This is a genomic window from Pseudomonas californiensis (assembly GCF_021147775.1).
GTDB classification, from domain to species: domain Bacteria; phylum Pseudomonadota; class Gammaproteobacteria; order Pseudomonadales; family Pseudomonadaceae; genus Aquipseudomonas; species Aquipseudomonas californiensis.
This window is the reverse complement of record NZ_JAGTPK010000014.1, coordinates 58,118-84,703: the sequence shown is the minus strand read 5'-3', so window position 1 is coordinate 84,703 and position 26,586 is coordinate 58,118. Positions and strand designations below refer to the sequence as shown.

Below are 26,586 nucleotides of genomic sequence, written 5' to 3'. Positions count from 1 at the left end.
ATGTACAGCCCAAACGCGAGGCTGTACATCCGCGTCGCAAAATTTATTCCAGTTTCACGGGTTATCGCGACAGCTTAGACGTATTGGCCCGCCGCGTAGGCCGATGCCCAGGCCCACTGAAAGTTGAAGCCGCCCAGGTGCCCGCTCACATCCAGCACTTCGCCGATGAAGTACAGCCCCGGCGACTTCAGCGACTCCATGGTCTTGGACGACACTTCGCGTGTATCGATGCCGCCCAGAGTGACTTCGGCCGTGCGATAGCCTTCGGTGCCTGCCGGAATCAGCTGCCAGCTCGCCAGTTTTTCAGCGATGTCGGCCAGTTCGGCGTGGGTGTACTGTTTCATGGGTCTGGAGACGAACCAGCGTTCGGCAATCAGGTTGGCCATCTTCTTGGTGAAGATTTCACCCAACAGCGTTTTCAGCTCGCTGTTGGGACGTTCGGCCTGCTGTTGCGCCAGCCAGTCCGGCACGTTGTGATCCGGCAAGAGGTTGATCTCGACCGTGTCACCCGGTTGCCAGAACGAGGAAATCTGCAGAATTGCCGGGCCGCTGAGGCCGCGGTGAGTGAACAGGATGTTCTCGCGAAAGCTGGTGTCGTTACAGCTCACCAGGCAATCCACCGAGGTGCCGGACAGCTCGGTGCAAAACTCCTTGAGCTGATCGGTAATGGTGAACGGCACCAGGCCTGCACGCGTCGGTAGCAGGGTGTGGCCGAACTGTTTGCCTACCTGATAACCAAAACCGGTCGCACCCAACGTCGGGATCGACAGCCCGCCAGTGGCAATAACCAGCGACTCGCAGTTCAGCGCGCCCAGTGTGGTGTCGAGGCGGTAACCGCTGTCGGTCTTCTCGATCTGTTGCACCGAAGTGTCCATGTGCAGGCTGACACCTGCCTGGCGGCATTCTTCGAGGAGCATTTCGAGGATGTCGCTCGACTTGTTGTCGCAGAACAGCTGGCCGAGCTTTTTCTCGTGATACGGCACGCCATGTCTGGCGACCATCGCGATGAAGTCCCACTGGGTATAGCGGGCCAGCGCCGACTTGCAGAAGTGCGCGTTCTGCGACAGGAAATTGGACGGCTCGGTGTACATGTTGGTGAAGTTGCAGCGCCCGCCGCCCGACATGAGGATCTTCTTGCCGGGTTTGTTGGCGTGATCGATCAGCATCACCTTGCGCCCGCGACTGGCGGCGGTGAACGCGCACATCAAACCTGCGGCGCCAGCGCCAATGATTACAACGTCAGTAACGGGCACAGCGTCTTTCCTCGGGATGTTTGGGGGTCATGTACGGGCGGACACAGGGCTGTCCGCCCGAGGGCAGGCTCAGAGAATGCGCACGCGCAGGGATTTGCCCTTGATCTTGCCGTTGTTGAGACGCTCCAGTGCCTGTTTGGCCATGCTGCGCTCGACAGCGACATAGGCCTGGAAGTCGAAAATCGCGATCTTGCCCACCTGAGTACCCGGAATGCCGGCTTCGCCTGTCAGTGCGCCGAGGATGTCGCCCGGACGCAGTTTGTCCTTGCGGCCTGAGCCGATGCACAGGGTGGTCATGGCCGGCAGCAGTTTGCCGCCTTCCTTGATGCTCAGTGCGTCGTACTGCTGCCAGTTCAACGGAGCTTTCTGCAGTTCTTCGATGGCGCGGGCACGCTGGCTTTCCGACGGTGCCACGAGGCTGACAGCGATACCTGTTTCGCCTGCACGACCGGTTCGGCCGACGCGGTGAATGTGGATTTCCGAGTCGCGTGCCAGTTCGACGTTGATCACCATGTCCAGTGCGTCGATGTCCAGACCGCGCGCGGCTACGTCGGTGGCAACCAGTACCGAGGTGCTGCGGTTGGCGAACATGGCCAGTACCTGATCGCGGTCACGCTGCTCCAGATCACCGTGCAGGCCGACGGCCGACATGCCTTTGGCGGTCAGGTGATCGACCACTTCCTGAACCTGCTGCTTGGTGAAGCAGAATGCTACGCAGGACGTTGGGCGGAAATGTCCCAACACCTTGACCACGGCTTCGAGGCGTTGCTCCGGCGAGATTTCGTAGAAGATCTGTTCGATCTGGCTGTCAGCGTGCAGCGCTTCTACTTTCACGGTCTGCGGATCACGCATGAACTTGGACGACAACTGCTTGATGCCGACCGGGTAGGTGGCCGAGAACAGCAGGGTCTGGCGACGTTGTGGGGTCTGCTCGATGATGTCGGCGATCGAGTCGTAGAAGCCCATGTCGAGCATGCGGTCGGCTTCATCGAGGATCAGCGTGTTGAGGCCGTCGAGTACCAGCGAACCCTTGCGCAAATGCTGCTGAATACGACCTGGCGTGCCGACGATGATGTGTGCGCCGTGCTCAAGCGAGCCGATCTGCGGGCCGAAGGACACGCCGCCACACAGGGTCAGTACCTTGATGTTGTCTTCCGAGCGGGCCAGACGACGGATTTCCTTGGCGACCTGGTCGGCCAGTTCGCGCGTCGGGCACATGACCAGCGCCTGACAGCCGAAAAAGCGCGGGTTGATCGGGTTCAGCAAACCGATACCAAAAGCAGCGGTCTTGCCGCTGCCGGTCTTGGCCTGAGCGATCAGGTCCATGCCTTTGAGGATCACCGGCAGGCTCTGCGCCTGAATCGGCGTCATCTCGGCATAACCAAGCGACTCCAGGTTAGCCAACATGGCAGCGGACAGGGGCAGAGTATTGAAAGCGGTGTTAGTCACGACGATGGACCTGCAAAACAAAAATGTCGCGCAGTGTATCAGGTCGCAGGGCTGGCTCAGATGGCGTTATCGATAAATGGCGACCAATCCTGAGCTGCATTCGAAAAAATCCTGCGTCCGACTCATACCTTGGTGGCCTTGGGTTCCCTGGCGTCACGCGGAGGCAATTGCAGGAATATCCCCGCCGCAAACATCGCCAGTACGCCGACACTCAGGAAGGTCAACTGAAAGGCGCCCAGAACTCCGCTGACTTCACCGGTCGCCACCTCTTCACTGAAACCGCCCAGCAAGGCCGCTGCACTTGCAACGCCCAGGCTCAAGGACAATTGCGCAACGACAGACAGCAGACTGTTGCCACTGGCGGCGCTGGCATCATCAAGGTCGATCAGGGTGACTGTATTCATGGCGGTGAACTGCAAGGAGTTCACTGCCCCCAGCAGACCCAGATGCACCAGCAATACCCAATAGGGCGTCTCGACCGTCACCAGCGCAAGGCTGGCCAGCAGCAGGCCCAGCAGCAGTGTATTGCTGGTGAGAATGACGCGATAGCCCAGATGGTCGATCAGCCAACGCGCCACGGTTTTGGCAAACATTCCGGCGGCGGCCAGCGGCAGCATGCTCATCCCGGCTTGTGACGGGGAATAACCCAGCGCGACCTGCAGCAGCAATGGCACCAGAAATGGCAGGGCACCGCTGCCCAGGCGGGCGAACAGGTTGCCCAGAATGCCGACCGCGAAGGTACGCGTCCGAAACAGCGAGGGCGCGAACAACGGCGAATCGATATGCCCGGCGCGCAGCCAGTAGGCCGCCAGGCAACCCATGCCCGCAAACAGGAGCAACACTACGCGCATGTGCGGCAGATGCAGTTCGCCCAGGCCTTCGAGCGCAATAGTGATCAGCACCATCGCCGCACCAAAGAGGATAAAGCCGACGCCGTCGAAGCGCGTCCGGCCGCCGCCGGGCAAGTCAGGGATGAAGTGTTTCACCGCGTAGCAACCCAGCAGGCCGACTGGGATGTTGATCAAAAAGATCCAGTGCCAGCTCATGTATTCAACCATCCAGCCGCCCAGTGTCGGGCCCAGCAAAGGACCGAGCAAGCCGGGCACAGTGATGAACCCCATGATCCGCACCAGCTCTGAACGAGGATAGGCGCGCAGCACGATCAACCGCCCGATGGGCAGCATCAGCGCACCGCCGAACCCCTGAATCACCCGTGCCGCTACCAGCATGTTCAGCGAGTTGGACAGCGCGCACAGCAGCGATCCGAAGCTGAACAGCAGGATCGCACTGAAGAAGATGCGCTTGATCCCGAAGCGGTCGGCGATCCAGCCGGACGCAGGAATCAGCAGGGCGATGGTCAGCATGTAGGCGATGACCACCGATTGCATGCGCAATGGGTCTTCTGCCAGCGAACGTGCCATGGCCGGGAGGGCGGTGTTGAGAATCGTACCGTCCAGGCTTTGCATGAAGAACGCGATGGCAATGACCCAGGGCATCCAGCGCAGGGTCTTTTCGTCCAGATTTGGCGCTGCGGAGTTTTGCATAGGCTCCTTCTATAGCGTGAGGGTCAGTCGGTTGATCAAGGCTCCGGGCAGTTCGATGGAGCCGGTCTGACGCTGGCTGTAGGTGCTGGATTGAAGAATCAGCTCCCGTTCCCGGGTCAGGTCTTCAAGCGCACTGCCCAACAAACTGTAGGCGCTGTCGTCGAAACGCATCGTGCTGACAGGCGCGACGATCTTGCCGTTTTCGACCCAGAAGGTCGCAAAACGTGTCATGCCAGTCAGACGTGCGGCGGCTCGATCGGAGAAATTCAGGTACCAGAGGTTGCTGATGTACAGACCAGTACCGAGCTTTTCCAGTACCTGATCCAGTTCCAGCGAACCGCCTGCAATGTTCAGTGCGCTGGGCCACTCGCCGTAATCCGCGCCGTTGGCAGGCAGGTCGTATTCCGCGGCGCTGCTGGAATCCACCAGCCGCTCGCCAGCCTGCCCGTTGACGATCAATGGCAGGTCCTTGCGTGGATAACCCTCGCGCGAAAAGGCCGGTGACAGCGAACCGCTGACTTTTTCATCGACACTGATCAATGGGCTGAACTGCGTATTACCGTCATACAGTCGCTGCAACGGGCTGCGTTTGCTGGCCAGCGCCTGCGCAGAAAACCCGCCCCAGCACAGCATGCCGATGACTTCGTCCAGCGCCGCCGGTGCCAGGTAGGCCCGGTATTGGCCGGGCGCCAGGGCATGCAGTGGGCGACCGAGAAACTCCAGCTGTTCGCGGGCCTGCTCGAAGCGCTGCACGAAGGCTTCGGTGTTCCAGTCGTGACCCGCATAATTGGCTTTTACTGCCTGACCGTTTTCATGGAACAGGCTCCAGTCAAAGTTGAAGCTGTTGGCCTGATGCCAACCCAGCGCGCCCCAAGAGCTGGCGAAACCGCGATACAGAGGTCCTGCAGCATAGAAACCTACCAGGTCCAGCCCTTGGGACAGTTCGCTGATGTGCTCGACGACGTGTCCGCTGTCCGGCAGCGGCACGTTCTGCACGTTGTTGCTGTGCCACGCCTGCATGTTGGGCAACAGGTACGGGTCCTTTGAAAGCGACGGCAACGTTTCACGCAACTGCTGCAAGGCCTCGTTCAAGCGCTGGGTGTCGGTCTGTGTATCGCCTGAAAGCGTGAGTTCCAGGTTGGCGTGGCGCCCGTCGTCGATCAGCTTGAGGGTCGCAATGGCCTGCTGCACCTGGCCGGCCTGACGCACTTGGCCATGGTTGAAGCGAATGAAGTCTGACACCTCTGCGTCGTACGCTAGCGTGAACTGTTCGGTCGGGCTGATGGCCGCCTTGAGCACCGCAACCAGTGCCTCGAATTGCTGTTGGTGCGACATCAGGCATCCCCTCCAAATACATCGACATGGGTAAATACGCAGGCGGGCGAGGCGTGCCCTACACGTACCACCTGGTTGGGTTCGCCCTTGCCGCAATTGGGGGTGCCCAGCACCTTGAATGTGCTGGCATCGCCTACCGCGCTGAGGCTCTTCCAGAACTGTGCCGAGATCGCCCGGTAATTGGGATTCTTCACGACGCCCCTGAGTTCACCGTTTTCAATCAACTGGCCCCACTCACAGCCAAACTGAAACTTGTTGCGCGCGTCATCAATGGACCAGGAGCGATTGTTCGACATCAGGATGCCGTTCTCGATGTTGCCGATCAGGCTGTTCATCGACTGATCGCCCGGCTCGATGTTGAGATTGGCCATGCGATCAATCGGTGGGCGGTTCCAGTTGCAGGCGCGGCTGTTGGCAACGCCTTCAAGACCACTGCGGTATTGCGACAGCGCACCCCCCAGCGGTCGTTGCAGCAGGCCGTTGCGAATCAGAAACTGCTTGCTGGCCGGGGTGCCGTCATCGTCATGTGCGTAACTGGCCAGTTGCTCCGGAATTTCCGGGTCGAACGTTACGTTCAGCAGACTGGAACCGTACTGCAGCGTGCCGAAGTCCGACGCCTTGACGAAGCTGGTGCCCGCGTAATTGCGCTCATCGCCCAGAATGCGGTCCAGCTCCAGTGGATGGCCGATGGACTCGTGAATCTGCAGGGTCATCTGGTCGGGCAGCAACAGCAGGTCACGTGGGCCGGTAGGCGTGTTGGGCGCGAGAATCAGTTGCAAGGCCTGATCGGCAACTACCGTTGCAGCACCGATCAGTCCGCAATGGCTCAGCACTTCAATGCCGCCTTGCTGGCCAAAGTTATCCCCACCCAAGGTGCGGGTCTGGCTGTCCTGACCGTCATAGGCGGTGACGCTCATGCCCGGATATACAAAGCGCTGCGCCTGACGAATTTCCGCGCCAGCGCTGTTGAGGTAGATCTGCTCAACCGTTTCCAGGCCCAGGCTCGCCTGCCAGCTGACCAGGCGCTCGTCTTGCGGGACCGAGTTGGACTCGGCCATCAATAGCCCGATGCAGTCGCTCAGCGGCGGGAAGGCATCGCTGAAATGTGGTGACAGGTAATCGGCGCGTGCGGTTGAGACCGCGTGGTCTGAGAGGTCCAGCAGCGCATGCGGTGCAAGGCGCCTGGCCATGGCGACAGCTTGATTCAGGGCCGTCTGCAGACCGGCCTGAGAGATATCGTGGGTGGCGGCGTAGGCCTCGACACCTTTGACACGCGCCGTGAGCATCGCACCTTCGTCGCTACTCAACGATGGCGGTTCGGCGACATTCTTGCGCACGCACAGGCGTTGGCCAGTGCGGCGGACATAACGTACAGAAAAGAATTGCGCATCGCTCTGGAGGGCAGCGAAACGCTGCTTGAGTTGCGCGGAGAAATCGAACATGCAGACAAGCTCCTTCTTGAGGGCGGTCGGTAAAGTCCGTAAGGCCTCGTGGGCCCATTGCCATGAATCATGAGATTAACCCGTAGACGTGCGGGCTGCACCTGCAAGCGTGAGATAGAGGCTTGCGCGGGGATTGCAATGAGCTGAAGCACACCTTCGAGCTGACCGAGTGAGGGCGAGCCGGGGGATAGCTGTCTTGTACGCGAAGGTTGCTGCACGGGCGGTACATCTCGAGTGGATGCACCGCCCTTTCAGCAAGCCAGTCTGCGATCAGGCCGAAGCGCCGATCTCGCGCAGTGGCTTGTTGCGTGCAGGCTTGTCACCGGCCACGTAGTAGTCAGCGGTGCTGCGTGGGAGAGGCTGGCGACCACGGATCTTGTCGGCGATTTTCTCGGCGATCATGATCGTCGGCGCATTCAGGTTGCCCGTTGTGATCAGCGGCATGATCGACGCATCCACGACGCGCAGACCTTGCAGACCATGTACGCGGCCCTGACCATCGACCACCGCCATCTCGTCGGTGCCCATCTTGCACGAACACGACGGGTGATAAGCCGTTTCAGCGTGTTCACGCACAAAGGTGTCCAGATCTTCATCCGACTGCACTTCAATGCCTGGGCTGATTTCGCGGCCGCGGTACGGGTCCAGTGCCGGTTGCTGGATGATTTCGCGGGTCAGCCGAATGCCGTCGCGAAATTCCTGCCAGTCCTGCTCGGACGCCATGTAATTGAACAGGATGCTCGGGTACTCGCGCGGGTCTTTGGACTTGACCTGCACACGGCCACGGCTCGGCGAGCGCATGGAGCCCACGTGCGCTTGGAAACCATGCTCCTGCACGCCCTTGGTGCCGTTGTAATTGATCGCAACCGGCAGGAAGTGGTACTGGATGTTCGGCCATTCAAATGCCGTGCTCGAACGGATGAAACCACCGGCTTCGAACTGGTTGCTGGCGCCAATACCGGTGCCGAGGAACATCCATTGCGCGCCAATCGCAGGCTGATTCCACCACAGCAGGGAAGGGTAGAGCGACACAGGCTTGGTGCAGGCGTACTGCAAGTACATTTCCAGGTGATCCTGGAGGTTCTGGCCAACGCCAGGCAGGTCGTGTACCACCGGGATGTCGAGCTTTTTCAGCACTTCAGCCGGGCCGACGCCGGAGCGTTGCAGAATCTGGGGTGAGGCAATCGCACCACCACACAGCAGCACTTCCTTGCGGGCACGGGCTTCGATGCGCGTGTCGCTGTCGCCTACCAGATACGCCACGCCGACCGCACGCTTGCCATCGAACAGAACACGGTCAGTCAATGCGTGAGTCACGATGGTCAGCGTCGAGCGCTTTTTCGCTTCGTCCAGATACCCACGTGCGGTGCTCGCGCGACGGCCGTTCGGCGTCACGGTGCGGTCCATCGGACCGAAACCTTCCTGCTGATAGCCGTTGAGGTCGTCGGTGCGAGGGTAGCCCGCTTGTACGCCTGCTTCGACCATGGCGTGGAACAGCGGGTTGTTGCCTGCCTTCGGCGTGGTCACGCTGACCGGACCTTCGCCGCCGTGATAGTCGTTCGGGCCGATGTCACGTGTCTCGGCCTTGCGGAAGTACGGCAGGCAATCGAGATAAGTCCAGTCTTCCAGTCCTGGCTCTTTTGCCCAGCCGTCGTAGTCCATCGCGTTGCCGCGGATGTAGCACATGCCGTTGATAAGCGACGAGCCACCCAGGCCCTTGCCGCGGCCACATTCCATGCGGCGGTTGTTCATGTGCGGCTCGGGCTCGGTTTCATAGGCCCAGTTGTAACGGCGGCCTTGCAGCGGGAAAGCCAGTGCGGCGGGCATCTGGGTACGGAAGTCCAGACGATAGTCGGGGCCGCCGGCTTCCAGCAGCAGAACGGTGACGCCCGCGTCTTCGGTGAGACGGGCTGCCAGCGTGTTACCGGCCGAGCCTGCGCCAATGATGATGTAGTCGTATTCCTGGGACATAACTGCGCCCTCTCAAGGTAGGTGGGGCAAATGCAATTCAGCGCAAGGTCGAGCGATTCGACGCTCGACCCCTAGCACCCCATGCTAGTGCGCTACTTGAAACGTGCCCTTTCGCAAGCTTGCTCGCTCCCGCTTTTCAGCTGTTGGAGCGGGTGTGTGCGCAAAGGCCTCGCCTCAGACGAAGTCCAACTCAACGAATGCTTAGAACACCGAGGCGTAGTCGCCCAGTTCGATCTGTACCGATTTGATGCGTGTGTACTGGGTCAGGGAGCTGATGCCGTTTTCGCGGCCCACGCCCGACTGCTTGTAGCCGCCGACCGGCATTTGCGCCGCCGACTCGCCCCAGGCATTGATCCAGCAGATACCGGCTTCCAGTTGATGAATCACGCGGTGAGCGCGGTTCAGGTCGCGGGTCACGATGCCTGCAGCCAGGCCGAAGTCAGTGTCGTTGGCACGACGCACCACTTCCTCTTCGGTGTCGTAGCCGAGGATGCTCATTACCGGGCCGAAGATTTCTTCGCGCACGATGGTCATCTCATCGGTGCAGTCAGTGAACACGGTAGGTGCCACGAACGCGCCTTTGTCGAAGACGCCACCGCTCAGACGTTCGCCACCACACAGCAGGCGTGCGCCTTGCTCTTTGCCCTTGGCGATATAACCCAGCACATTTTCCATGTGCTCGAAGCTGACCAGCGGGCCGAAGTTGATGTTTTCGTCCTCTGGGTTGCCGGCGCGAATACGCTTCACTCGCTCAAGAATTTTGGCCTCGAACTCGGCCTTCAATGCGTTCGGAACGAACACGCGAGTGCCGTTGGTGCAGACCTGGCCGGAACTGTAGAAGTTGGCCATCATCGCGATGTCGGCGGCGCGGTCCAGATCGGCGTCATCAAAAATGATCAATGGCGACTTGCCGCCCAATTCCATGGTCACTTCCTTGAGCGAAGAGCTCGAAGCGCTGGCCATGACTTTCTTGCCGGTGTCGGTGCCGCCAGTGAACGACACCTTCTCGATGCGCGGATGCTCGGTGATCCAGGTGCCAACTTCACGGCCGCTGCCGGTCAGCACGTTGAATACGCCGTTTGGCACACCAGCTTCGGTGTAGATTTCGGCGAGTTTCAAGGTGGTCAGCGAGGTGACTTCGCTCGGCTTGAAGATCATTGCATTGCCTGCGGCCAGAGCCGGTGCGGATTTCCACAGGGCGATCTGGATCGGGTAGTTCCACGCGCCGATTCCAGCCACAACGCCCAGCGGTTCGCGACGGGTGTAAACGAACGACGAATCACGCAGCGGAATCTGTTCGCCTTCGATGGCGGGCACCAGGCCCGCGTAATATTCCAGCACATCGGCACCGGTGACGATGTCGACGAAGCGGGTCTCGGAGATCGCCTTGCCGGTGTCCAGGGTTTCCAGCGCTGCCAGCTCATCGTTACGCTCGCGCAGAATATCGACGGCACGGCGCAGGATGCGGGAGCGCTCGACGGCGGTCATCGCAGCCCAGATTTTCTGGCCCTTTTCAGCAGCGACCACAGCGCGCTCTACGTCTTCTTTGCTGGCGCGCTGGATCTCGGCAAGTACTTCGCCATTCGCCGGGTTGATCGCCTGGAAGGTTTCGGTGTTGCTGGCATCGACATAACCGCCGTCGATATAGAGTTTCTGCAATTCAAAACGGGCCATAAAGTCCTCGCAAATTCAGTGGGGGGCGATGACTGATTTCAGTGTGCCGGAAACATTGGGCAACACGGGCGTTCAGTCGTTCGGTGAGGGGGGGGCGTCAAGCCCTGGGCTCACTGCTTCGCCAGTTGGAAATCCATGTATTCGTAGGCAATCCGTTGCGCTTGTTCGGTGTCGAATGCATCGCCTGACAGCGCGCCTCTCAGCCATAGCCCGTCAATCAGGGCGGCGAGACCGCGTGCGGCACTGCGTGCCTGTTCCTGTGGCAATACACGGCGGAACTGGCAGCACAGATTCGAGTACAGGCGGTGATCGTTGATACGCTGCAAACGGTGCAGCGACGGGTGATGCATGCTGGTTGCCCAGAAGGCGAGCCAGGTTTTCATGGCTGGGCCGTTGACCTGGCTGGCGTCGAAGTTGCCTTCGATGATCACTTGCAGGTGTGCGCGTGGGCTATCGTCAGTAAGGGCCTGCCGGCGCTCGCGGACAGTCTGGATCAAGGCATTCATCAAGTGCCGCATGGTGGCGGCAATCAGGCCGTTCTTGTCCTGAAAGTAGTGACTGATGATGCCGTTCGAGACACCCGCCAACCGGGCGATCAACGCGATACTGGCGTCGCCCATGCCGACTTGATCGACCGCAGTCAGCGTGGCCTGGATCAACTGTTGGCGGCGGATGGGTTGCATACCCACTTTAGGCATTGACTGAGTTCTCCCGGGCTTTGAAGTGATCGCGGTACCGAAATGGTCGAGCCAGTCTAAAGATTTTTGATTGAACGATCAATCAATAAAAAGCCAAGGTGTTTGAAAGGAGGGTAGGAGGCTTGCTCTCGAAGGCTCTGTAACAGGCGCTGAACAGGTGGCTGGTGTGGCGACTTCTTTCTCAGCAAACGGAATGTCGCCCGGCTGACTCCCACGGTATGCCTCCAGATGGAGTGCATGCCGTGGGAGCCCATGCATCAGCCGTGATTTTTTCCCAGCAGGGCGTGGTACAGCTCGGTGTCACCGAGGATGCCGACGACCTGGTTGCCGTCCTGCAGGACCAGTTTGTTGCCGGTCTGGTAGCGAATCTGCAAGGCGTCACGCATGCCGATGTTGGAATGCACGAGGGTAGGACGGCGATCGAGGGTGTTGACGTCCTGCCCCGGCGTCCAGTTCTGCAAGTCAAGCGTGCCAGCGCCCTGACGTGCGCCTTTGATGACGTTGCCTTCGGCCAGGTCCAGCCACGAGTCGCCACCCGGATCCAGGCAGACGGAGCCGTTGACGCGGGTGCATTGATCCACGGTGCGCATCAGGCTGCGCCCGCACAGCACGTTGAGCGGGTTGGTGTGTGCCACGAACGTGCGCACGTATTCATCAGCCGGGTTGAGCACGATCTGTTCCGGCACGCTGTACTGGACGATCCGACCGTCTTTCATGATTGCGATGCGGCTGCCCAGTTTCAGCGCCTCATCCAGGTCATGGCTGACGAACACGATGGTCTTGCTCAGTTTGCTTTGCAGGGCCAGCAGTTCGTCCTGCAGCCCTTGGCGGATCAGTGGGTCGAGTGCCGAGAACGGTTCGTCCATCAGCAGGATGTCGGCGTCCATCGCCAGTGCACGTGCCAGGCCTACACGCTGCTGCATGCCGCCGGACAGTTCGTCTGGCTTCTTGTTGCGCCACTGGGTCAGGCCGACCAGCTCCAGTTTCTCGTCCACCAGCTTGCGCCGTTCCTTCTCGGGACGGCCCTGCATTTCCAGGCCGAAACTGATGTTTTCGCGCACGGTCAGCCAAGGCATCAGGGCGAACTTCTGAAACACCATGGCGATACGCTTGGTGCGCATCATCTTCAGTTCGGCGGCCGAGCAGTTGGCGATGTTGATCTGCGAGCCTTCGTGTTCGACGAACAGCGAGCCACGGCTCACGGTGTTGAGGCCGTTGATGCAGCGCAACAGGCTGGATTTACCGGAGCCCGACAGGCCCATCAGAACGCAGATTTCACCCTTCTCGATATCGAGGCTGGCTTTCTCCACACCGACGATCTGGCCGGTTTTCTTGAGAATCTGATCACGCGTGAGGCCTTCATCCAGCAGCTTGAGGGCTTCACGCGGGTCCTTGGCGAAGATGACGTCTACCTGGTCGAATTTGATGATGCTCATGCGTCGGACCCTACCTTGGCTTCGGGTTGTTTGCAGATACGGTCGAGCATGATTGCCAGCAATACGATCGCCAGGCCCGCTTCGAAGCCCAGTGCGATATCAGCCGTGTTCAATGCGTTGACCACCGGTTTGCCCAAGCCGTCTGCACCGACCAGCGCGGCGATCACCACCATCGACAACGACAGCATGATGCACTGGGTGATGCCGGCAGCGATGCTTGGCATGGCGTAAGGGAGTTCGATTCGGGTCAGTAACTGGCGTCGCGACGAGCCAAACGCTTTGCCCGCGTCCAGCAATTCATGGGGCACATCGCGAATGCCCAGATACGTCAGGCGGATCGGCGCGGCGATGGCAAAGACCACCGTTGAAATGAGACCCGGTACAACGCCCAGGCCGAACAACGTGAGGGTCGGGATCAGGTAAACAAAGGTTGGAACCGTCTGCATCAAGTCCAGCAGCGGGCGGATGATCGTATAGAACATCGGCTTGTGCGCGGCGATGATGCCCAGAGGCACACCGATGACGACGCAGACCAGTGTGGCGAACAGCACCTGAGCCAGGGTTTCCATGGTTTCCTGCCAGTAATGCAGGTTCAGGATCAGCAGGAACGAGAGGATGACAAAAACCGTCAGGCCCCACTTGCGTTGAATAAAGTGCGCAAGGGCAGCGATCAGGCCGATCAGGACGAATGGATTGAACCAGGTCAGCGCGAAGGTAAACCCGTGGATCATCATTTCCAGTGTCGAGGCAATCGCATCGAAGTAGTCAGCGCCATTGCGCGTCAACCAGTCGACGAACGCCGCGATGTACTCGCCCAAAGGGATTTTATGATCAGTCAGCATGATAGTGATTGTCCGCTTACGGAGAAGAATGAGAACAGCAGGCGGGGCCAGCCCGCCTGCCGCCGTCTTACTGAGTCAGCTTGGCCTTGGCAGCCTCCAGACCTGGTTTGCCGTCAACGGTGGTCACGCCAGCGAGCCAGGTGTCGAGCACCTGAGGGTTTTTCTTGAGCCATGCCTTCGCGGCGGCATCAGGTTTGATCTTGTCGTCCAGCACATTGCCCATCAGGGTGCTTTCCATGTCCAGCGTGAACGACAGATTCTTGAGCAACTGGCCTACGTTGCTGCATTCCTGCGTGTAGCCTTTGCGGGTGTTGGTGTAGATCGTGGCCTGACCGAAGTTGGGGCCGAAGAAATCGTCGCCGCCAGTCAGATACTTCATTTTGAAGCGAGTGTTCATCGGATGCGGTTCCCAGCCCAGGAACACGACATCGGTATTGCGGCGAGCTGCGCGATCAACCTGCGACAGCATGCCGGCTTCGCTGGACTCCACCACCTTGAAGCCTGCGTCTTTCAGGCCGAAGGCGTTCTTGTCGATCATGCTCTGGATCAGGCGGTTGCCGTCGTTGCCGGGTTCGATGCCGTAAATCTTGCCATCCAGCTCTTTCTTGAATTTGGCGATATCGGAAAAATCTTTCAGGCCCTTGTCGTAGAGGGCTTGTGGCACTGCCAGGGTGTATTTGGCGTTTTCCAGATTGGCGCGCACGGTTTCGACGGTGCCAGCCTCGCGATAGGCCTTGATGTCGTTTTCCATGGTCGGCATCCAGTTACCCAGAAACACGTCCATGTTCTTGCCGTCCGCCAGCGACTTGTAAGTCACGGGGACAGAAATCATGGTGGTTTTGGTTTTGTAGCCGAGGGATTCAAGTACTGCGCTGGTCACTGCGGTGGTGACCGTGATGTCTGTCCAGCCTACATCGGAGAAGTTCACGGTGTGGCAGGCCTCTGGTTCGGCGGCCTGTGCCAGCACCGGTAAACAGAGTGTGGCTGCCAACAGCAACGATTTGGAACCTTTCATGGGTTGGACTCCTGTGAGTTTTTTTTAGTCATCAGCAGGTGAGCGCTGACGCGGCTTGGGTGTTGGCGAGGCATTTCGCGAAGCTCCATCACTGCGCCTGGCGATCGTGTCGGGACCGATCATGTAACAGGCAAAATCAAACGCATACAGGGGGCGTCGTATCCAGTACAGGCGGGGTCGCATCCAGTGTGCGCAAGGTCGCTTACAGATTTTTTAAGCCCTGCAAGCGCACTGCTACAGTGGTGGAGCAGCCAAAAAGCGGCCAGAAACGGTAACTGGCACGTTGCGCGACGCCGTAGTCGCCAGCGGACAGGATGCTGTCGGTATCAGGTGTCATGCGCCACTGCAAAGGCCCATGCTGCGGCCATGGCAGTGGATGGCGGCTTGAAGCGTAGCAGCTCTGCTGCCTGATGCTTCAGCAGGTCAACAAGCGGTACGTTTTCGACGACTGCTGTGCTTTTTCGCCTGCCATTGCGACACCGTTATCCGCATGGCGCCTTCGCGAACGCGGTCTTTTTGAGGGGAGTAATGCGGGTAAGTTCACCGCTGCGCTTGTTTGTCCTGCATGAACAAAAATGCCACTACATGTTGAAAGCTGCTCGCTTTTTGAACACAGGCCTTCGGGGCCGCCACCTTTTAGCGCGAAATAACGACATCGGGCGACGTGCCATCTGATCGTGCTTTGAGTAGCACTCGTGCACCCCAGGCCCCGCCGACGTTTCCCTTCAGTGATACCGAAGTGCTCACCGTGCCTGCGCTGGAGCAGGGGCGGTAGTCGCAAACAGACAGGCGGGTCGCTGCCGGTTAGACGCATCGCGACGTCGTTTTCAGGGGTTGTTGAATGGCTGATCAAATTTAGGCATGGGATTTGCGATGTCATTGCAAAGCCCTTCATTGACGAGGGCTATAACAAGAGCCTTGTCTGAGGCCAGCCACCGCCAAGTGAGGAGACAGTGTGATGACATCGTTCAATGCAGGGGCTCAACCCCAGAACCGCGCGCCACAATCCATCGGCTTTCTGCTGCTGGACAACTTCACCCTGATCTCTCTGGCGTCGGCGGTCGAGCCTCTTCGCATGGCCAATCAGCTGTCGGGTCGCGAATTGTATCGCTGGACAACACTGAGCGTGGACGGTGGTCAGGTCTGGGCCAGTGACGGTCTGCAGATCACCCCGGACGCGGCGATGCACAACGCGCCAGCACTGGACACCGTCATTGTCTGTGGCGGTGTCGGTATACAGCGCACTGTCACCCGTGAGCACGTGAGCTGGCTGCAAAGCCAGGCACGTCAGTCCCGCCGTCTGGGCGCCGTATGCACCGGCAGTTGGGCATTGGCATGTGCCGGTCTGCTGGACGGCTTTGATTGCAGCGTGCACTGGGAATGTCTGGCGTCGATGCAGGAAGCCTTTCCTCGTGTGGCCATGAGTACTCGCTTGTTCACCCTGGATCGCAACCGCTTCACCAGTTCCGGCGGTACGGCTCCACTGGACATGATGCTGCACCTGATCAGCCGTGATCACGGGCGCGAGTTGTCGGCAGCGATTTCCGAAATGTTCGTCTACGAGCGTATTCGTAACGAACAGGACCATCAGCGCGTGCCGCTCAAGCACATGCTGGGTACCAACCAGCCCAAATTGCAGGAAATCGTCGCGTTGATGGAGGCCAACCTCGAAGAGCCGATCGATCTCGATGAGCTGGCCGTCTTCGTGACCGTTTCACGCAGGCAGCTGGAGCGCCTGTTTCAGAAATACCTGCACTGCTCGCCGTCGCGCTACTACCTCAAGCTGCGCCTGATCCGCGCCCGACAGTTGCTCAAGCAGACGCCGATGTCGATCATCGAAGTGGCGTCGGTCTGTGGGTTTGTCTCGACGCCGCACTTTTCCAAGTGCTATCGCGAATACTTCGGCATCCCGCCGCGCGATGAGCGCGTCGGTTCCAACACCGCTCAACAGGTCGCCATGATGCCGATTCCACAGGCCATGGTGCTGGCGCCACTTTCAGGGCCGCTGTCGGCATTGAGTCAGGCGCGCAATGAATCGACGTTTGCCAGCGTAAGGCTGTAAATCCTCATCTCCCCAAGAGCGCAACTGCGGGTCAGCCGCAGATGCGCATCGGGGCACGGAGTTACGGTTTAAACACTGAACCGCGCAACCATGCTGTTCAGGTCAACGGCCAAACGTGACAGCTCGGTGCTGGCAGCGCTGGTCTGGTTGGCGCCGGTGGTGGACTGAGCTGACAGATCACGAATATTCACCAGGTTGCGATCCACTTCACGGGCTACCTGGGCCTGTTCTTCAGCCGCGCTGGCGATCACCAGATTGCGCTCGTTGATCTCTTCAACCGCACTGTTGATGGTGTCCAGTGCCATGCCTGCGCCCTTGGCAATGCTCAGCGTGGACTCAGCGCGCTCGGTGCTGTTGCGCATGGAGGTCACGGCCTGCTCGGTGCCGCCCTGGATGCTGCCAATCATGCGTTCGATTTCGCTGGTCGACTGCTGGGTGCGGTGCGCAAGGGCGCGAACTTCGTCTGCAACCACGGCAAAACCTCGACCGGCTTCACCGGCGCGTGCAGCCTCGATCGCGGCGTTCAGGGCCAGCAGGTTGGTCTGGTCGGCCAGGCCGCGGATCACATCCAGCACTTTGCCGATATCGCGGGACTCGTCTGCCAGGTTGCTGATCAGCACGGAGGTGCTTTGCACATCGCCGCTCATGCGTTCGATGGCATTCACGGTTTCCTGGACCAGATCGCGTCCATCACTGGCGGACGACGTTGCATTACGTGACGCTTCGGAGGTGCTGGTCGCGTTGCGTGCGACTTCTTCCACGGCGCTGGTCATCTCGTTGACAGCGGTGGCCGCCTGTTCGATTTCGTCGTTCTGCTGCACCAGACCGCGCGCGCTCTCATCGGTAACGGCATTCAGTTCTTCGGCGGCGGACGCCAGTTGTGTGGCCGAACCGGAGATACGCTGCAGGGTGTCGCGCAGCTTTTCCTGCATGGTTTTCATGGCCATCAGCAAACGGCCGGCTTCATCGGTGCCATCGACGTTGATCGGGCGTGTCAGGTTGCCTTGGGCGATGGTTTCTGCGGCTTCAAGTGCGGCGGCGATCGGGTTGGTGATGCTCTTGATCAACATCCAGGCAAACACGATGGTCAGTAGCGTGGCGGCGATCAACAGACCGATCACCAGGTTGAAAGCCGACTTGTATTCATTGGCCGCCTGATTCTTGACCTCAGTCAGCTGCGCGGTATTGACGTCCACCAGCTTGCTGAGCACTACGTTCATCTGATCCGAGTTACTGAGCATCTCGTTGTTGAGCAGGTCCTGCAGTTCGCTGATCCTGTTGCTCAGGGTCAGGGTTCTCATCCGGTCTTCCAGTTGACGGTATTGACCGAGCAACTGAACGTACTGGTTGTAGAGCGCACGCTCCTGCGGTTCGCTGATCAGCTTCTCGTAAACGGCCTGTGCGTCGGTGATCTGCTGGTTGCGCATCACGAACAGTTCCAGAGTCTTTTTCTGGATGTCCGGCTCGCGATTCACCAGCAGTCGATACGACAGCACGCGCAAGCGGATGCTGACTTCCGCGAAGCGGTCCAGACTTTTGATGCTCGGTACGTTGCCGTTGGCCAGTTCTTCTGTGGCGCCGCGAATCTTGCTCATTTGAGAGAGCGCGAACACGCCCAGAATCAGCATGAGCGTTCCGATCATGGCGAAGCCAAGGAACGCGCGCGGAGCGATGTTCATATTTCTCAGGGACATGGAAGGCCTCCAGGGTCAGGTGCGCAATCCCTGCGTCATAAGCGATAAGTCATCGTGAATGAGGGCCTATCGGTCATGGGAATGAAGTCTTGAGCGTCGCGGAGGCATTTAGCCTTGCGTCCATTCATGACGTTTTCTTCATTCAGTCAGCATCAGGCCGCGTAACCCCCTGAAATTAGGGGGTGCAAGGGTTTCAGAGTAATAGCAGCCTGCCATGCGGCTGTGCGTTTTTGTCGCAGGCGTGAGCGGCCTGACGAACAGCGGGAACCGGATACCGGAAACGCAGTCACAGGTCGCCTATGCGTTTACGTTATTGACGTGTCCATGGCGTGAACAGCCGGTTTTTTCCGCTGGCTGGACGCTGGGATGCGCAGTGACTTTTCTTTATCGTGTGCGCCCGTTGAAATTTGCTCGAGTAATCAAAATGTTGGAAGCCTCCCTTAGCCAGTTGGAACAGCTTGTCGGTGACCTGGTGCAACAGAACCAGAACCTGCAAAACACAAATGCACAGCTCAGCGCCGAGCTGGCAAAAGCCAAGGACGAGAACGACAGTTTGCAGTTGAGCCTGATGGAACAGGAAGAAAAACAGGGCAGCACCGCAGCCCGCATTCAGGCATTGGTCGAGCGCGCTACCAGCGCAAGTGCTGTCGGCGCATGAACATCGACAGAGACGGGATCACCGTCCTCTCGATTCTGGGCAACCAGTATTCGGTAAAAGCCCCGGAGGGCGAAGACGTAAAGCTGATGCAGGCCGCTGCGATGCTCAACGCTTCGCTGGCCGACACCAAGCGAAAGTACCCGACCCTGATTGGTGATCGGCTGTTGGTGCTGGCCGCGCTGAACCTGTGCTCGCAGCAGATTGACCTGCAACAGCAGCACAAGGTCGAGCTGGCGCGTTACGAAGATCAGGTCAGTGCAACAGTCGACGTGATCGCGCGGACTATTTCGCAGGGCTGATCTGCCCCCATGCGCGAGCCAACAGCTGCCAGCGCCCCGCTGCTACAGCAGGATCAGCGGGGCTGTCTGGCAAGCGCTGCTGTGGTCCCTTTCAGGCCTTTGTCTGACTTTGTTTGTAGGCCGCCAGCGCCGGCAGCAGCTGCTGGTCGATGGCCTGCCGCACGGCTGGCAGGATGGTTGCGCTGCCGGTCAGCAATTGCTCGACCAGACGCCGCAATGCCGTGGCGCGCTCTGCGTTGAGGCCGCACACCACGTGTGCGCAGGCTTGTTCGGCAGTCGCGCCGCTGGGCATATCGAAACCCAGCGCCCTGAACTGACCCAGCAAGTCCTCTTGATCAATCAAGTCCGCGTGCATCATGGCGTGTCTTTCCTTTGATTGGAGTTTGTCCCGATTCTGGTGCGGCATTCGTATCCGGGCAACCCTCCCGGAGCATGGATGACTGAATTGGCTATCAGCACGTCGCTTTCAGACGGCAAAGCGCTCCACCATCGCGACGTTTGTCCGTTTCAAACCCTTGTTCATCGCTCAGTTTTGCTAAACTGCGCAGCCTTGCAGGAGCTGCCATGAATTACCGTCACGCCTACCATGCCGGCAACCACGCCGACGTGTTCAAACACATCGCACTGACTCGCTTGATCGCCCTCATGGCGCGCAAGGAGCAGCCGTTCGCCTATCTCGACACCCACGCGGGACTGGGTCTGTATGACCTCAAGGGCGACCAGGCCACGCGTACCGGCGAATGGCTGGAAGGCGTGGGTCGTTTGTGGGACGCCCCGGACGTGCCAGCGCTGGCCGCCGATTACCTGCAAGTGCTGCACGACATGAATCCGGATGGCGAATTACGCTATTACCCGGGCTCACCTGAGCTGGCACGCCGTCTGACGCGTGAGCGCGAGCGGGTATTGCTCAACGAGAAGCACCCCGAAGACGGACGTCTGCTCAAAGAGAACATGAAAGGTGATCGCCGTGTTGCGGTTCATCTGGGTGAAGGCTGGCATGTGCCGCGGGCATTGCTGCCGGTGGCCGAGAAACGTGCGGTGATGCTGATTGATCCGCCCTTCGAGCAGCTTGACGAAATGAAGCGCTGTGCGGTGGCGCTCAAGGAAACCATCGGACGCATGCGTCAGACAGTGGCGGCGATCTGGTATCCGATCAAGGACACTCGTCTGCTCAGGCGTTTCTATCAGGACCTGGCCGAAACCGGCGCGCCCAAACTGCTGCGCGTCGAGTTGTTCGTCCACCCGATCGATACCCCCGCCAGCCTCAATGGCTCAGGCCTGGCCATCGCCAACCCGCCCTGGGGGCTGGAAGAAGAACTGCGCGAGCTGATGCCTTATCTGGCCGAAAAACTGGGCCAGACCCAGGGCGGCTGGAAGATGGACTGGCTGATTGCCGAGTAACCGTCGAGGCCCGTTCTTCGGTTGGCTGCGAGCAGGCTGCTGAGTAACACCTGCATCTGAAAGCGGTGCGGCGCTTCCAGTCGTGCCTTCGCGAGCAAACGGAACGCCGTCCGGCTGACTCCCCCAACTATCAAACCTGGAAACAGGTTTGAAGTGGGAAGAGCCTAGCGACGTTCCGCTTGCTGACGAAGAGGCCAGTAGGCGCGCTGACCTACGCGCCTCGGCAAACCTGTACTAGCCTGTTGTATCAAGCCGGCAGGCAGACGCCGGTTCCGCCCAGGCCGCAATAGCCTTGCGGGTTCTTCGCCAGATATTGCTGGTGGTACGCTTCGGCGAAATACACCGTCGGTGCTTCTTCGATCTCGGTCGTGATTTCACTCAGGCCCGCTTTGCTCAATTCGGCCTGAAACGCCTGCGCACTGGCCTTGGCAGCTTCCAGCTGTTCGGGTTGTGTGCAGTAAATCACCGAGCGGTACTGCGTGCCGATGTCATTGCCCTGACGCATACCCTGGGTCGGGTTGTGTGCTTCCCAGAACACTTTGAGCAGCGACTCGTAACTGATTTTTTCAGGCTCGTAGACCACCAGCACGACTTCGCTGTGGCCGGTAAGGCCGGAGCAGACTTCTTCATAGGTAGGGTTCGGCGTCATGCCGCCTGCATAGCCGACGGCAGTGCTGACAACCCCTTCCTGTTGCCAGAGACGGCGCTCGGCACCCCAGAAACAGCCCATGCCGAAAATGGCAAATTCCACGTTGTTCGAAAACGGGCCCAGCAGCGGATTGCCGTTGACGAAGTGGGTTTCCGGAAGCGACATGGGAGTTTCGCGGCCTGGCAATGCTTGCTGGGCGGTAGGCAGTACGTTTTTGTTCACTAGAATTTCCGAGCGCAAAGTCATCAACCACATCCTCTTGTCAGAGACAGGCAGCAGGGGTCAGGACGGATAAATGGGCTACATGAGCCCGTTACACGTACCAACACGTGCCGGCGTGTAAAAACAGAGCGATAGTTTGCCCGACAGAACGGAGCGCAGGAAGGGGATTCAGATGGGTGCGCGACGAGGGTAGCGCGCCAGCTTTTCGATCAACGCTTCGCCGGGGATGGGTTTGTCGAACAGATAACCCTGTCCGACATCGCAACGATGACGTCGCAGGAACGCCAGCTGGGCAGCAGTTTCAATGCCTTCGGCCACTACTTTGAGCTTCAGATTGTGAGCCATGGCAATGACCGCCGAGGTGATTTCCATGTCGTCTTCGTCATCAGGAATGTCCCGAATAAAGCTGCGATCAATCTTGATCACATCAATCGGGAATTTTTTCAGATAACTGAACGATGAGTACCCCGTACCAAAGTCATCCATCGCCAGCGACAGGCCAAGCTTCTTCAGCGAGTCGAGCTGCTGACGGGTGTCTTCGGTCGCTTCCAGCAGCAGACCCTCGGTCAGTTCCAGTTCCAGCAGCGAGGCGTCGAGCGCTTCTTCCTTGAGGATCGCGGCAATCGAGGACACCAGCTCAGGGTCGGAGAACTGCTTGGGCGAGACGTTGATCGCCACCTGCAGATTGCCGAAGCCTGCTGCGGTCAGGTCCTTGCTCATGCGGCAGGACTGGCGCGCCACCCATTTGCCGATCGGAATGATCAGGCCGGTTTCTTCCGCGACACTGATGAACTGATCCGGGCGAATCATGCCTTTTTCAGGGTGATTCCAGCGTAGCAGCGCTTCCATGCCGGTCAGGCGACCGGTCAGCAGGCACAGTTTGGGTTGATAGAAAACTTCCAGCTCATTCTGGGTCAGAGCGCGGCGCAGGTTGTTTTCGACGAACAGCTTGTAGCTGGCTTCGGCGTTCAGCGCCTCGGTGAACACCTGTACTTGATGCTTGCCGTTGGCTTTGGCCTTGTGCAGGGCAAGGCCGGCGTTTTTCATCAGCGTCTGGGGGTCGCGCCCGTGCAGTGGCGCGCACGCCAAACCGACCGAGCCGGTCACGCTGATCAACTGATTGTCGACGAACATGGGCTTGTCCAGCGTCGCCAGCACCTGGCTTGCAATGCTTTGCCCGGCTTCCTGACCGGTATGGTCGAGCAGGACGGCAAACTCGTTACTGGCAAAGCGCGCCAGTATGTCAGACGGGCTCAGGGTATTGCGCAGGCGGCGTGCAAGGCTGATCAGCAGCTTGTCACCGGTCTGGTGACCCAGGCTGTCGTTGATGCGCTTGAAGTTGTCGATATCGACCAGCAGCAGGCTCATGGGCGTATCGGTGTCACGGTCAAAGCGTTCGTCCAGGTTGCGAATGAACGCCGGACGGTTGCCCAGATTGGTGAGGTTGTCGGTATACGCCAGCCGCTCGATACGCTGCTGCGCCAGCTTGCTCTGGGTGATGTCTTCGTAAATGCCGATGTAATGCGTCAGTTCACGGTTGTCGCCGTAAACCTTGGAAATCGACAGCTGGCTCCAGTAGGGCTCCAGGTTTTTTCGTCGGCTCTTGAATTCCCCCTGCCAACTGTTGCTGCTGGTCAGGCTGGAATTGGCTTCAAGCAACAACTCGTTGAGGTTTTCCAGCGCAGGCAGTTCCGACAGTCTGTGCCCGGCAACTTCTTCGGAGCTGTATTGCGTGATGGCCGTGAAGCTCGGGTTGACGTACTCGACCACGCCATCGCAGTTGACCAGCAGAAACGCGTTGGCACTTTGCTCGACGGCGCGCTGAAACAAGTGAAGCGCATTGGTGGCGGCGCGGCGGTTCAGATTATTGATGACCTGGGCGAACTGGTCGGCCAGCTCACCGGCAAAGGCGATCTCGTCGGTCTGCCATTCGCGTGTCGTGCCGGTCTGTTCCAGGCACAGCACGCCCACCACTTGGCCGTCGATACGGATACTTGCATCAAGAACCGCGTTGACGCCCTGCGGGTGAAGGTCTTCAGCCAACTCTCGGGTGCGCGGGTCGGAATGGATATTGCTCGCATCGATGGCCCTGCTGGTGTGCAGGGCCTGGAGGTAGCTGGGGTAAGGGCTGATGTCGATGGGCGAGCGGGGCTGATAATCGCCCGTCTGGCGACGATAATCGGCGATGGGCTCAAGGTATTTGTCGTTGAGGTTCCAGATGCTGGCCCGATCAACGTCATAGATGTCGCAGGCACTTTGAGTGATCAGCTCTGCGGCTTCCAGCAAGGTATTGGTGGTCGTATAGCGATGACGGGTCAGGCGCAGGATCAGATCCTGCTGGGCTCGGACACGCTCAAGGTGCGCAAACTGATCACGCTGGGCACGCTGGTTGAGTTCCAGGGCAATCTGCAGTCGTGAGTTGCGGCTTTCCAGATCAGCGTCCGGAGCCGTTGACCCGTCTTCAAGAGCGCTCCCTGTAATCAGGAAATAGCCGCGCAGCAAATGCCGATTGTGCTGCTTGTAGGCTTCGCCGATTTCAAGCAGGCCAAGCGGGCCTGATGGTGTGTGCAGGGTGTAGCGAATCAGGTAATTGTTGGCTGTGGCCAGTTGCAGTTGCACGTCGTCATGCAACTGATAACGCGCTTCAGGTTCCATCAGGCTTGCGTAAGGCGATCCAATCAGGGCGCAGAGATCCACGGCAGCCAGGCCGAACTGTTTTTCACAGTTTGAATCGAGAAACAATAGCGCCCAATTGGCTTCATTCAGCCGCTCGAAACGCAGCATGCCCAGGCGCGAGGGCACTGGCAATTGCGTCACTACCTCGGCTGCGGATCTACCGGCAGCATCGGTTTGGCTTTTCATGAACAAACTCGCTTCCGAAATACTGATTGCGTTGGGCATGGCCCACATCGCGTATGGCAAGGTTGCATCATGCGGCCCATGCTTACAAGAGACCGCGGTGGCTTAGTGCTATAAAAGTGTCGGCCGTTTCCGTCATATCTTCAGCACAAATGATCGGTTACTGGAATGGATCCAGTTTTTACCGGAATGCCCCCGTATTTACGGGGGTAAAAAGTCTTTCGGTCGAATTCGTTTTATCCCGGAAATGGTCTGGCGTCTGCCTGCTGCGACCATTTATCTGGTCAAAAAACAGACAAAAAAAGCCCCGCTTGAAAGCGGGGTTGAGGTTCGAGCGTGGCAGCTCGCAAACGGGTACGGCAAGGACTGCCCGTGAAGGCAGGCCTGCTCTGGCTTACAGCAGAATTGTGCGGATGTCCGCCAGCAACTCGCTCAAGCGCTTGGTGAAGCGGGCAGCAGCTGCGCCGTTGATCACGCGGTGATCGTAGGACAGCGACAGAGGCAGCATCAGCTTGGGCTGGAAGGCTTTGCCGTCCCAGACAGGCTGGATCGTTGCCTTGGAAACACCCAGGATCGCCACTTCCGGGGCGTTGACGATTGGCGTGAAGCCAGTGCCGCCAATATGGCCAAGGCTGGAGATGGTGAAGCAGGCGCCCTGCATGTCGTTCGCGGTCAGTTTCTTGCTGCGCGCTTTTTCAGCCAGTACGGCTGCTTCGGCGGCCAATTGCAGCAGGCTCTTCTGATCGACGTCACGGATCACAGGGACCAGCAGACCGTCCGGGGTGTCCACGGCAAAACCGATGTGCACGTATTTCTTGCGGATCACAGCCTTGCCGCTCGGTGCCAGCGAGGCGTTGAAGTCAGGCAGCTCCTTGAGCAGGTGTGCACAGGACTTGAGCAGCAGTGGCAGCACGGTCAGCTTGACGCCAGCTTTCTCTGCGGCGCCTTTCTGCGCAACACGGAAAGCTTCCAGCTCGGTGATGTCAGCCTGGTCGAACTGAGTCACGTGAGGGATGTTCAGCCAGCTGCGGTGCAGGCCTGACGCGCCGAGTTGCATCAGGCGAGTCATCGGTACTTCTTCGATTTCGCCGAAACGGCTGAAGTCGACTTCCGGAATTGGCTGGATGCCCATGCCGCCGCTTGCGCCGCCTGCTGGAGCTTCCTTGGCCTTCTGCATCATGGTTTTGACGTATGCCTGTACGTCTTCCTTGAGCACACGACCGTGCGGGCCGCTGGCACTGACTGCGCTCAGTTCGACGCCGAATTCACGCGCCAATTGACGAACTGCCGGGCCAGCATGGACCTTGGCGCCGTCTTTGGCAGGTGCGGCCGGAGCCGGTGCAGCTTCTGCTTTAGCTGGTGCGGCAGCCGGGGCAGGAGCCGCTTCAGTCTTGGCCGGAGCTGCTGCGGGTGCGCTTGCAGCCGGTGCAGGCGCTGCGGCCGGTGCTGCGCCTTCGACTTTCAGTTTGAGGATCAGGTCGCCGGTGCCGACTTCCTGATCCAGCTTGACTTCGATGCTCTCGACAACGCCTGCCGCAGGGGATGGAATCTCCATGCTGGCCTTGTCGGACTCCAGAGTGATCAGCGATTGATCAGCCTGGATGCTGTCGCCGACCTTGACCATCAGTTCGATGATCTTGGCCTTGCCCGAAGAACCGATGTCTGGAACGTGAATGTCCTGAACGGTTGCGCTGGCGGTCGGAGCAGGCGCTGCGGCGGCAGGTGCCGGTGCTGCTTCTGCTGGCTTTTCAGCGGCTGGCGCAGGGACGGCTTCAACTGCCGGTGCAGGCTCGGCAGAGGCTTCACCTTCAACTTCCAGCTCGAACAGCTCGTCGCCTTCTTTCAGGCGGTCGCCCAGCTTGACCTTCATGGCCTTGATCACGCCGGCCTTTGGAGCCGGGATTTCCATGCTCGCCTTGTCGGACTCAAGCGTCAGAACGCTCTGGTCAGCTTCGATGCGATCACCGACCTTGACCATCAACTCAATGACTTCACCTTCACCGTTGCCGATGTCGGGTACGCGAATTAGCTCACTCACTATGTCTCTCCTCGGGAGAATCTGTTCACTCACGATTACGCTGGG

Annotated in this window: 20 protein-coding genes and 2 pseudogenes; 4 read left to right on the top strand and 18 right to left on the bottom strand. The window is 59.3% G+C overall.

Translation table 11 applies throughout. The features are described from left to right. Window positions 1-74: 74 nt before the first annotated feature. The 12 genes from KDX37_RS15635 to KDX37_RS29425 form a co-directional block, all read right to left on the bottom strand. A complete protein-coding gene (locus KDX37_RS15635) occupies window positions 75-1,253 on the bottom strand; it encodes a BaiN/RdsA family NAD(P)/FAD-dependent oxidoreductase (RefSeq protein ID WP_231653586.1) in 1,179 nt (392 codons plus the stop codon). Window positions 1,254-1,322: 69 nt separating this feature from the next. Continuing rightward, window positions 1,323-2,702, bottom strand: coding sequence for an ATP-dependent RNA helicase DbpA (dbpA, locus tag KDX37_RS15630; RefSeq protein WP_231653585.1), 1,380 nt, complete (start codon window positions 2,700-2,702; stop codon window positions 1,323-1,325). 122 nt (window positions 2,703-2,824) lie between these two features. After that, window positions 2,825-4,246 (bottom strand): multidrug transporter subunit MdtD, encoded by a 1,422-nt coding sequence (gene mdtD / locus KDX37_RS15625; protein WP_231653584.1) that lies wholly within the window; start codon window positions 4,244-4,246, stop codon window positions 2,825-2,827. Between the two features lie 9 nt (window positions 4,247-4,255). Then, the gene (locus KDX37_RS15620; protein ID WP_231653583.1) at window positions 4,256-5,581 is read right to left on the bottom strand and encodes a TldD/PmbA family protein; all 1,326 of its coding nucleotides are present in this window, start codon (window positions 5,579-5,581) and stop codon (window positions 4,256-4,258) included. Beyond that, window positions 5,581-7,023, bottom strand: coding sequence for a TldD/PmbA family protein (locus tag KDX37_RS15615; RefSeq protein ID WP_231653582.1), 1,443 nt, complete (start codon window positions 7,021-7,023; stop codon window positions 5,581-5,583). Before KDX37_RS15615 ends, KDX37_RS15620 begins: the two co-directional genes overlap by 1 nt. Before the next feature lie 270 nt (window positions 7,024-7,293). Continuing rightward, a complete protein-coding gene (gene betA, locus KDX37_RS15610; RefSeq protein WP_231653581.1) occupies window positions 7,294-8,994 on the bottom strand; it encodes a choline dehydrogenase in 1,701 nt (566 codons plus the stop codon). A gap of 201 nt (window positions 8,995-9,195) precedes the next feature. Further along, complete coding sequence (gene betB, locus KDX37_RS15605; protein WP_231653580.1) at window positions 9,196-10,668, bottom strand: betaine-aldehyde dehydrogenase; 1,473 nt, start codon at window positions 10,666-10,668, stop codon at window positions 9,196-9,198. Window positions 10,669-10,778: 110 nt separating this feature from the next. Continuing rightward, window positions 10,779-11,366 carry a transcriptional regulator BetI gene (gene betI / locus KDX37_RS15600; protein ID WP_231653579.1) on the bottom strand — a complete coding sequence of 196 codons (588 nt, stop codon included), beginning with the start codon at window positions 11,364-11,366 and terminating at the stop codon, window positions 10,779-10,781. 257 nt (window positions 11,367-11,623) lie between these two features. Next, on the bottom strand, window positions 11,624-12,802 hold the full coding sequence (gene choV, locus KDX37_RS15595) for a choline ABC transporter ATP-binding protein (protein ID WP_231653578.1): 1,179 nt from the start codon (window positions 12,800-12,802) through the stop codon (window positions 11,624-11,626). Further along, entirely contained in the window at window positions 12,799-13,647 is an 849-nt protein-coding gene (choW, locus tag KDX37_RS15590) for a choline ABC transporter permease subunit (RefSeq protein ID WP_231653651.1), read from the bottom strand. The genes choV and choW overlap by 4 nt, the downstream gene beginning before the upstream one ends. Before the next feature lie 64 nt (window positions 13,648-13,711). Beyond that, entirely contained in the window at window positions 13,712-14,659 is a 948-nt protein-coding gene (locus tag KDX37_RS15585; protein WP_231653577.1) for a choline ABC transporter substrate-binding protein, read from the bottom strand. 202 nt (window positions 14,660-14,861) lie between these two features. Then, complete coding sequence (locus tag KDX37_RS29425; protein WP_264759261.1) at window positions 14,862-14,996, bottom strand: hypothetical protein; 135 nt, start codon at window positions 14,994-14,996, stop codon at window positions 14,862-14,864. A 621-nt stretch (window positions 14,997-15,617) separates the two neighbouring features. Here KDX37_RS29425 and gbdR point away from each other — a divergent pair. Continuing rightward, entirely contained in the window at window positions 15,618-16,721 is a 1,104-nt protein-coding gene (gene gbdR / locus KDX37_RS15580) for a choline metabolism transcriptional regulator GbdR (RefSeq protein ID WP_231653576.1), read from the top strand. Between the two features lie 68 nt (window positions 16,722-16,789). On the opposite strand, the pseudogene KDX37_RS15575 reads toward gbdR, so the two are convergent. Both KDX37_RS15575 and KDX37_RS29770 read right to left on the bottom strand, forming a co-directional pair. Next, a pseudogene (locus tag KDX37_RS15575) lies at window positions 16,790-17,875 on the bottom strand (methyl-accepting chemotaxis protein); the annotation flags it as partial. Window positions 17,876-17,920: 45 nt separating this feature from the next. After that, window positions 17,921-18,349: pseudogene (locus KDX37_RS29770) on the bottom strand (MCP four helix bundle domain-containing protein); the annotation flags it as partial. A 490-nt stretch (window positions 18,350-18,839) separates the two neighbouring features. Here KDX37_RS29770 and KDX37_RS15570 point away from each other — a divergent pair. Both KDX37_RS15570 and KDX37_RS15565 read left to right on the top strand, forming a co-directional pair. Continuing rightward, entirely contained in the window at window positions 18,840-19,073 is a 234-nt protein-coding gene (locus KDX37_RS15570) for a hypothetical protein (protein ID WP_231653574.1), read from the top strand. Further along, entirely contained in the window at window positions 19,070-19,372 is a 303-nt protein-coding gene (locus tag KDX37_RS15565) for a cell division protein ZapA (protein WP_231653573.1), read from the top strand. Before KDX37_RS15570 ends, KDX37_RS15565 begins: the two co-directional genes overlap by 4 nt. Before the next feature lie 91 nt (window positions 19,373-19,463). On the opposite strand, the gene KDX37_RS15560 is transcribed toward KDX37_RS15565, so the two are convergent. Further along, window positions 19,464-19,730, bottom strand: coding sequence for a hypothetical protein (locus KDX37_RS15560; RefSeq protein WP_231653572.1), 267 nt, complete (start codon window positions 19,728-19,730; stop codon window positions 19,464-19,466). Between the two features lie 206 nt (window positions 19,731-19,936). Here KDX37_RS15560 and KDX37_RS15555 point away from each other — a divergent pair, with 206 nt between their 5' ends. Then, a complete protein-coding gene (locus KDX37_RS15555; protein ID WP_231653571.1) occupies window positions 19,937-20,773 on the top strand; it encodes a 23S rRNA (adenine(2030)-N(6))-methyltransferase RlmJ in 837 nt (278 codons plus the stop codon). A gap of 247 nt (window positions 20,774-21,020) precedes the next feature. Here the strand turns inward: KDX37_RS15555 and msrA are convergent, their stop codons facing one another. The 3 genes from msrA to aceF all read right to left on the bottom strand — a co-directional run bounded on the left by msrA (window position 21,021) and on the right by aceF (window position 26,541). After that, on the bottom strand, window positions 21,021-21,668 hold the full coding sequence (msrA, locus tag KDX37_RS15550) for a peptide-methionine (S)-S-oxide reductase MsrA (protein WP_231653570.1): 648 nt from the start codon (window positions 21,666-21,668) through the stop codon (window positions 21,021-21,023). A gap of 144 nt (window positions 21,669-21,812) precedes the next feature. Further along, a complete protein-coding gene (locus KDX37_RS15545; RefSeq protein WP_231653569.1) occupies window positions 21,813-24,506 on the bottom strand; it encodes a sensor domain-containing phosphodiesterase in 2,694 nt (897 codons plus the stop codon). Window positions 24,507-24,897: 391 nt separating this feature from the next. Beyond that, window positions 24,898-26,541, bottom strand: coding sequence for a dihydrolipoyllysine-residue acetyltransferase (gene aceF / locus KDX37_RS15540; protein ID WP_231653568.1), 1,644 nt, complete (start codon window positions 26,539-26,541; stop codon window positions 24,898-24,900). Between the last annotated feature and the right edge of the window lie 45 nt (window positions 26,542-26,586).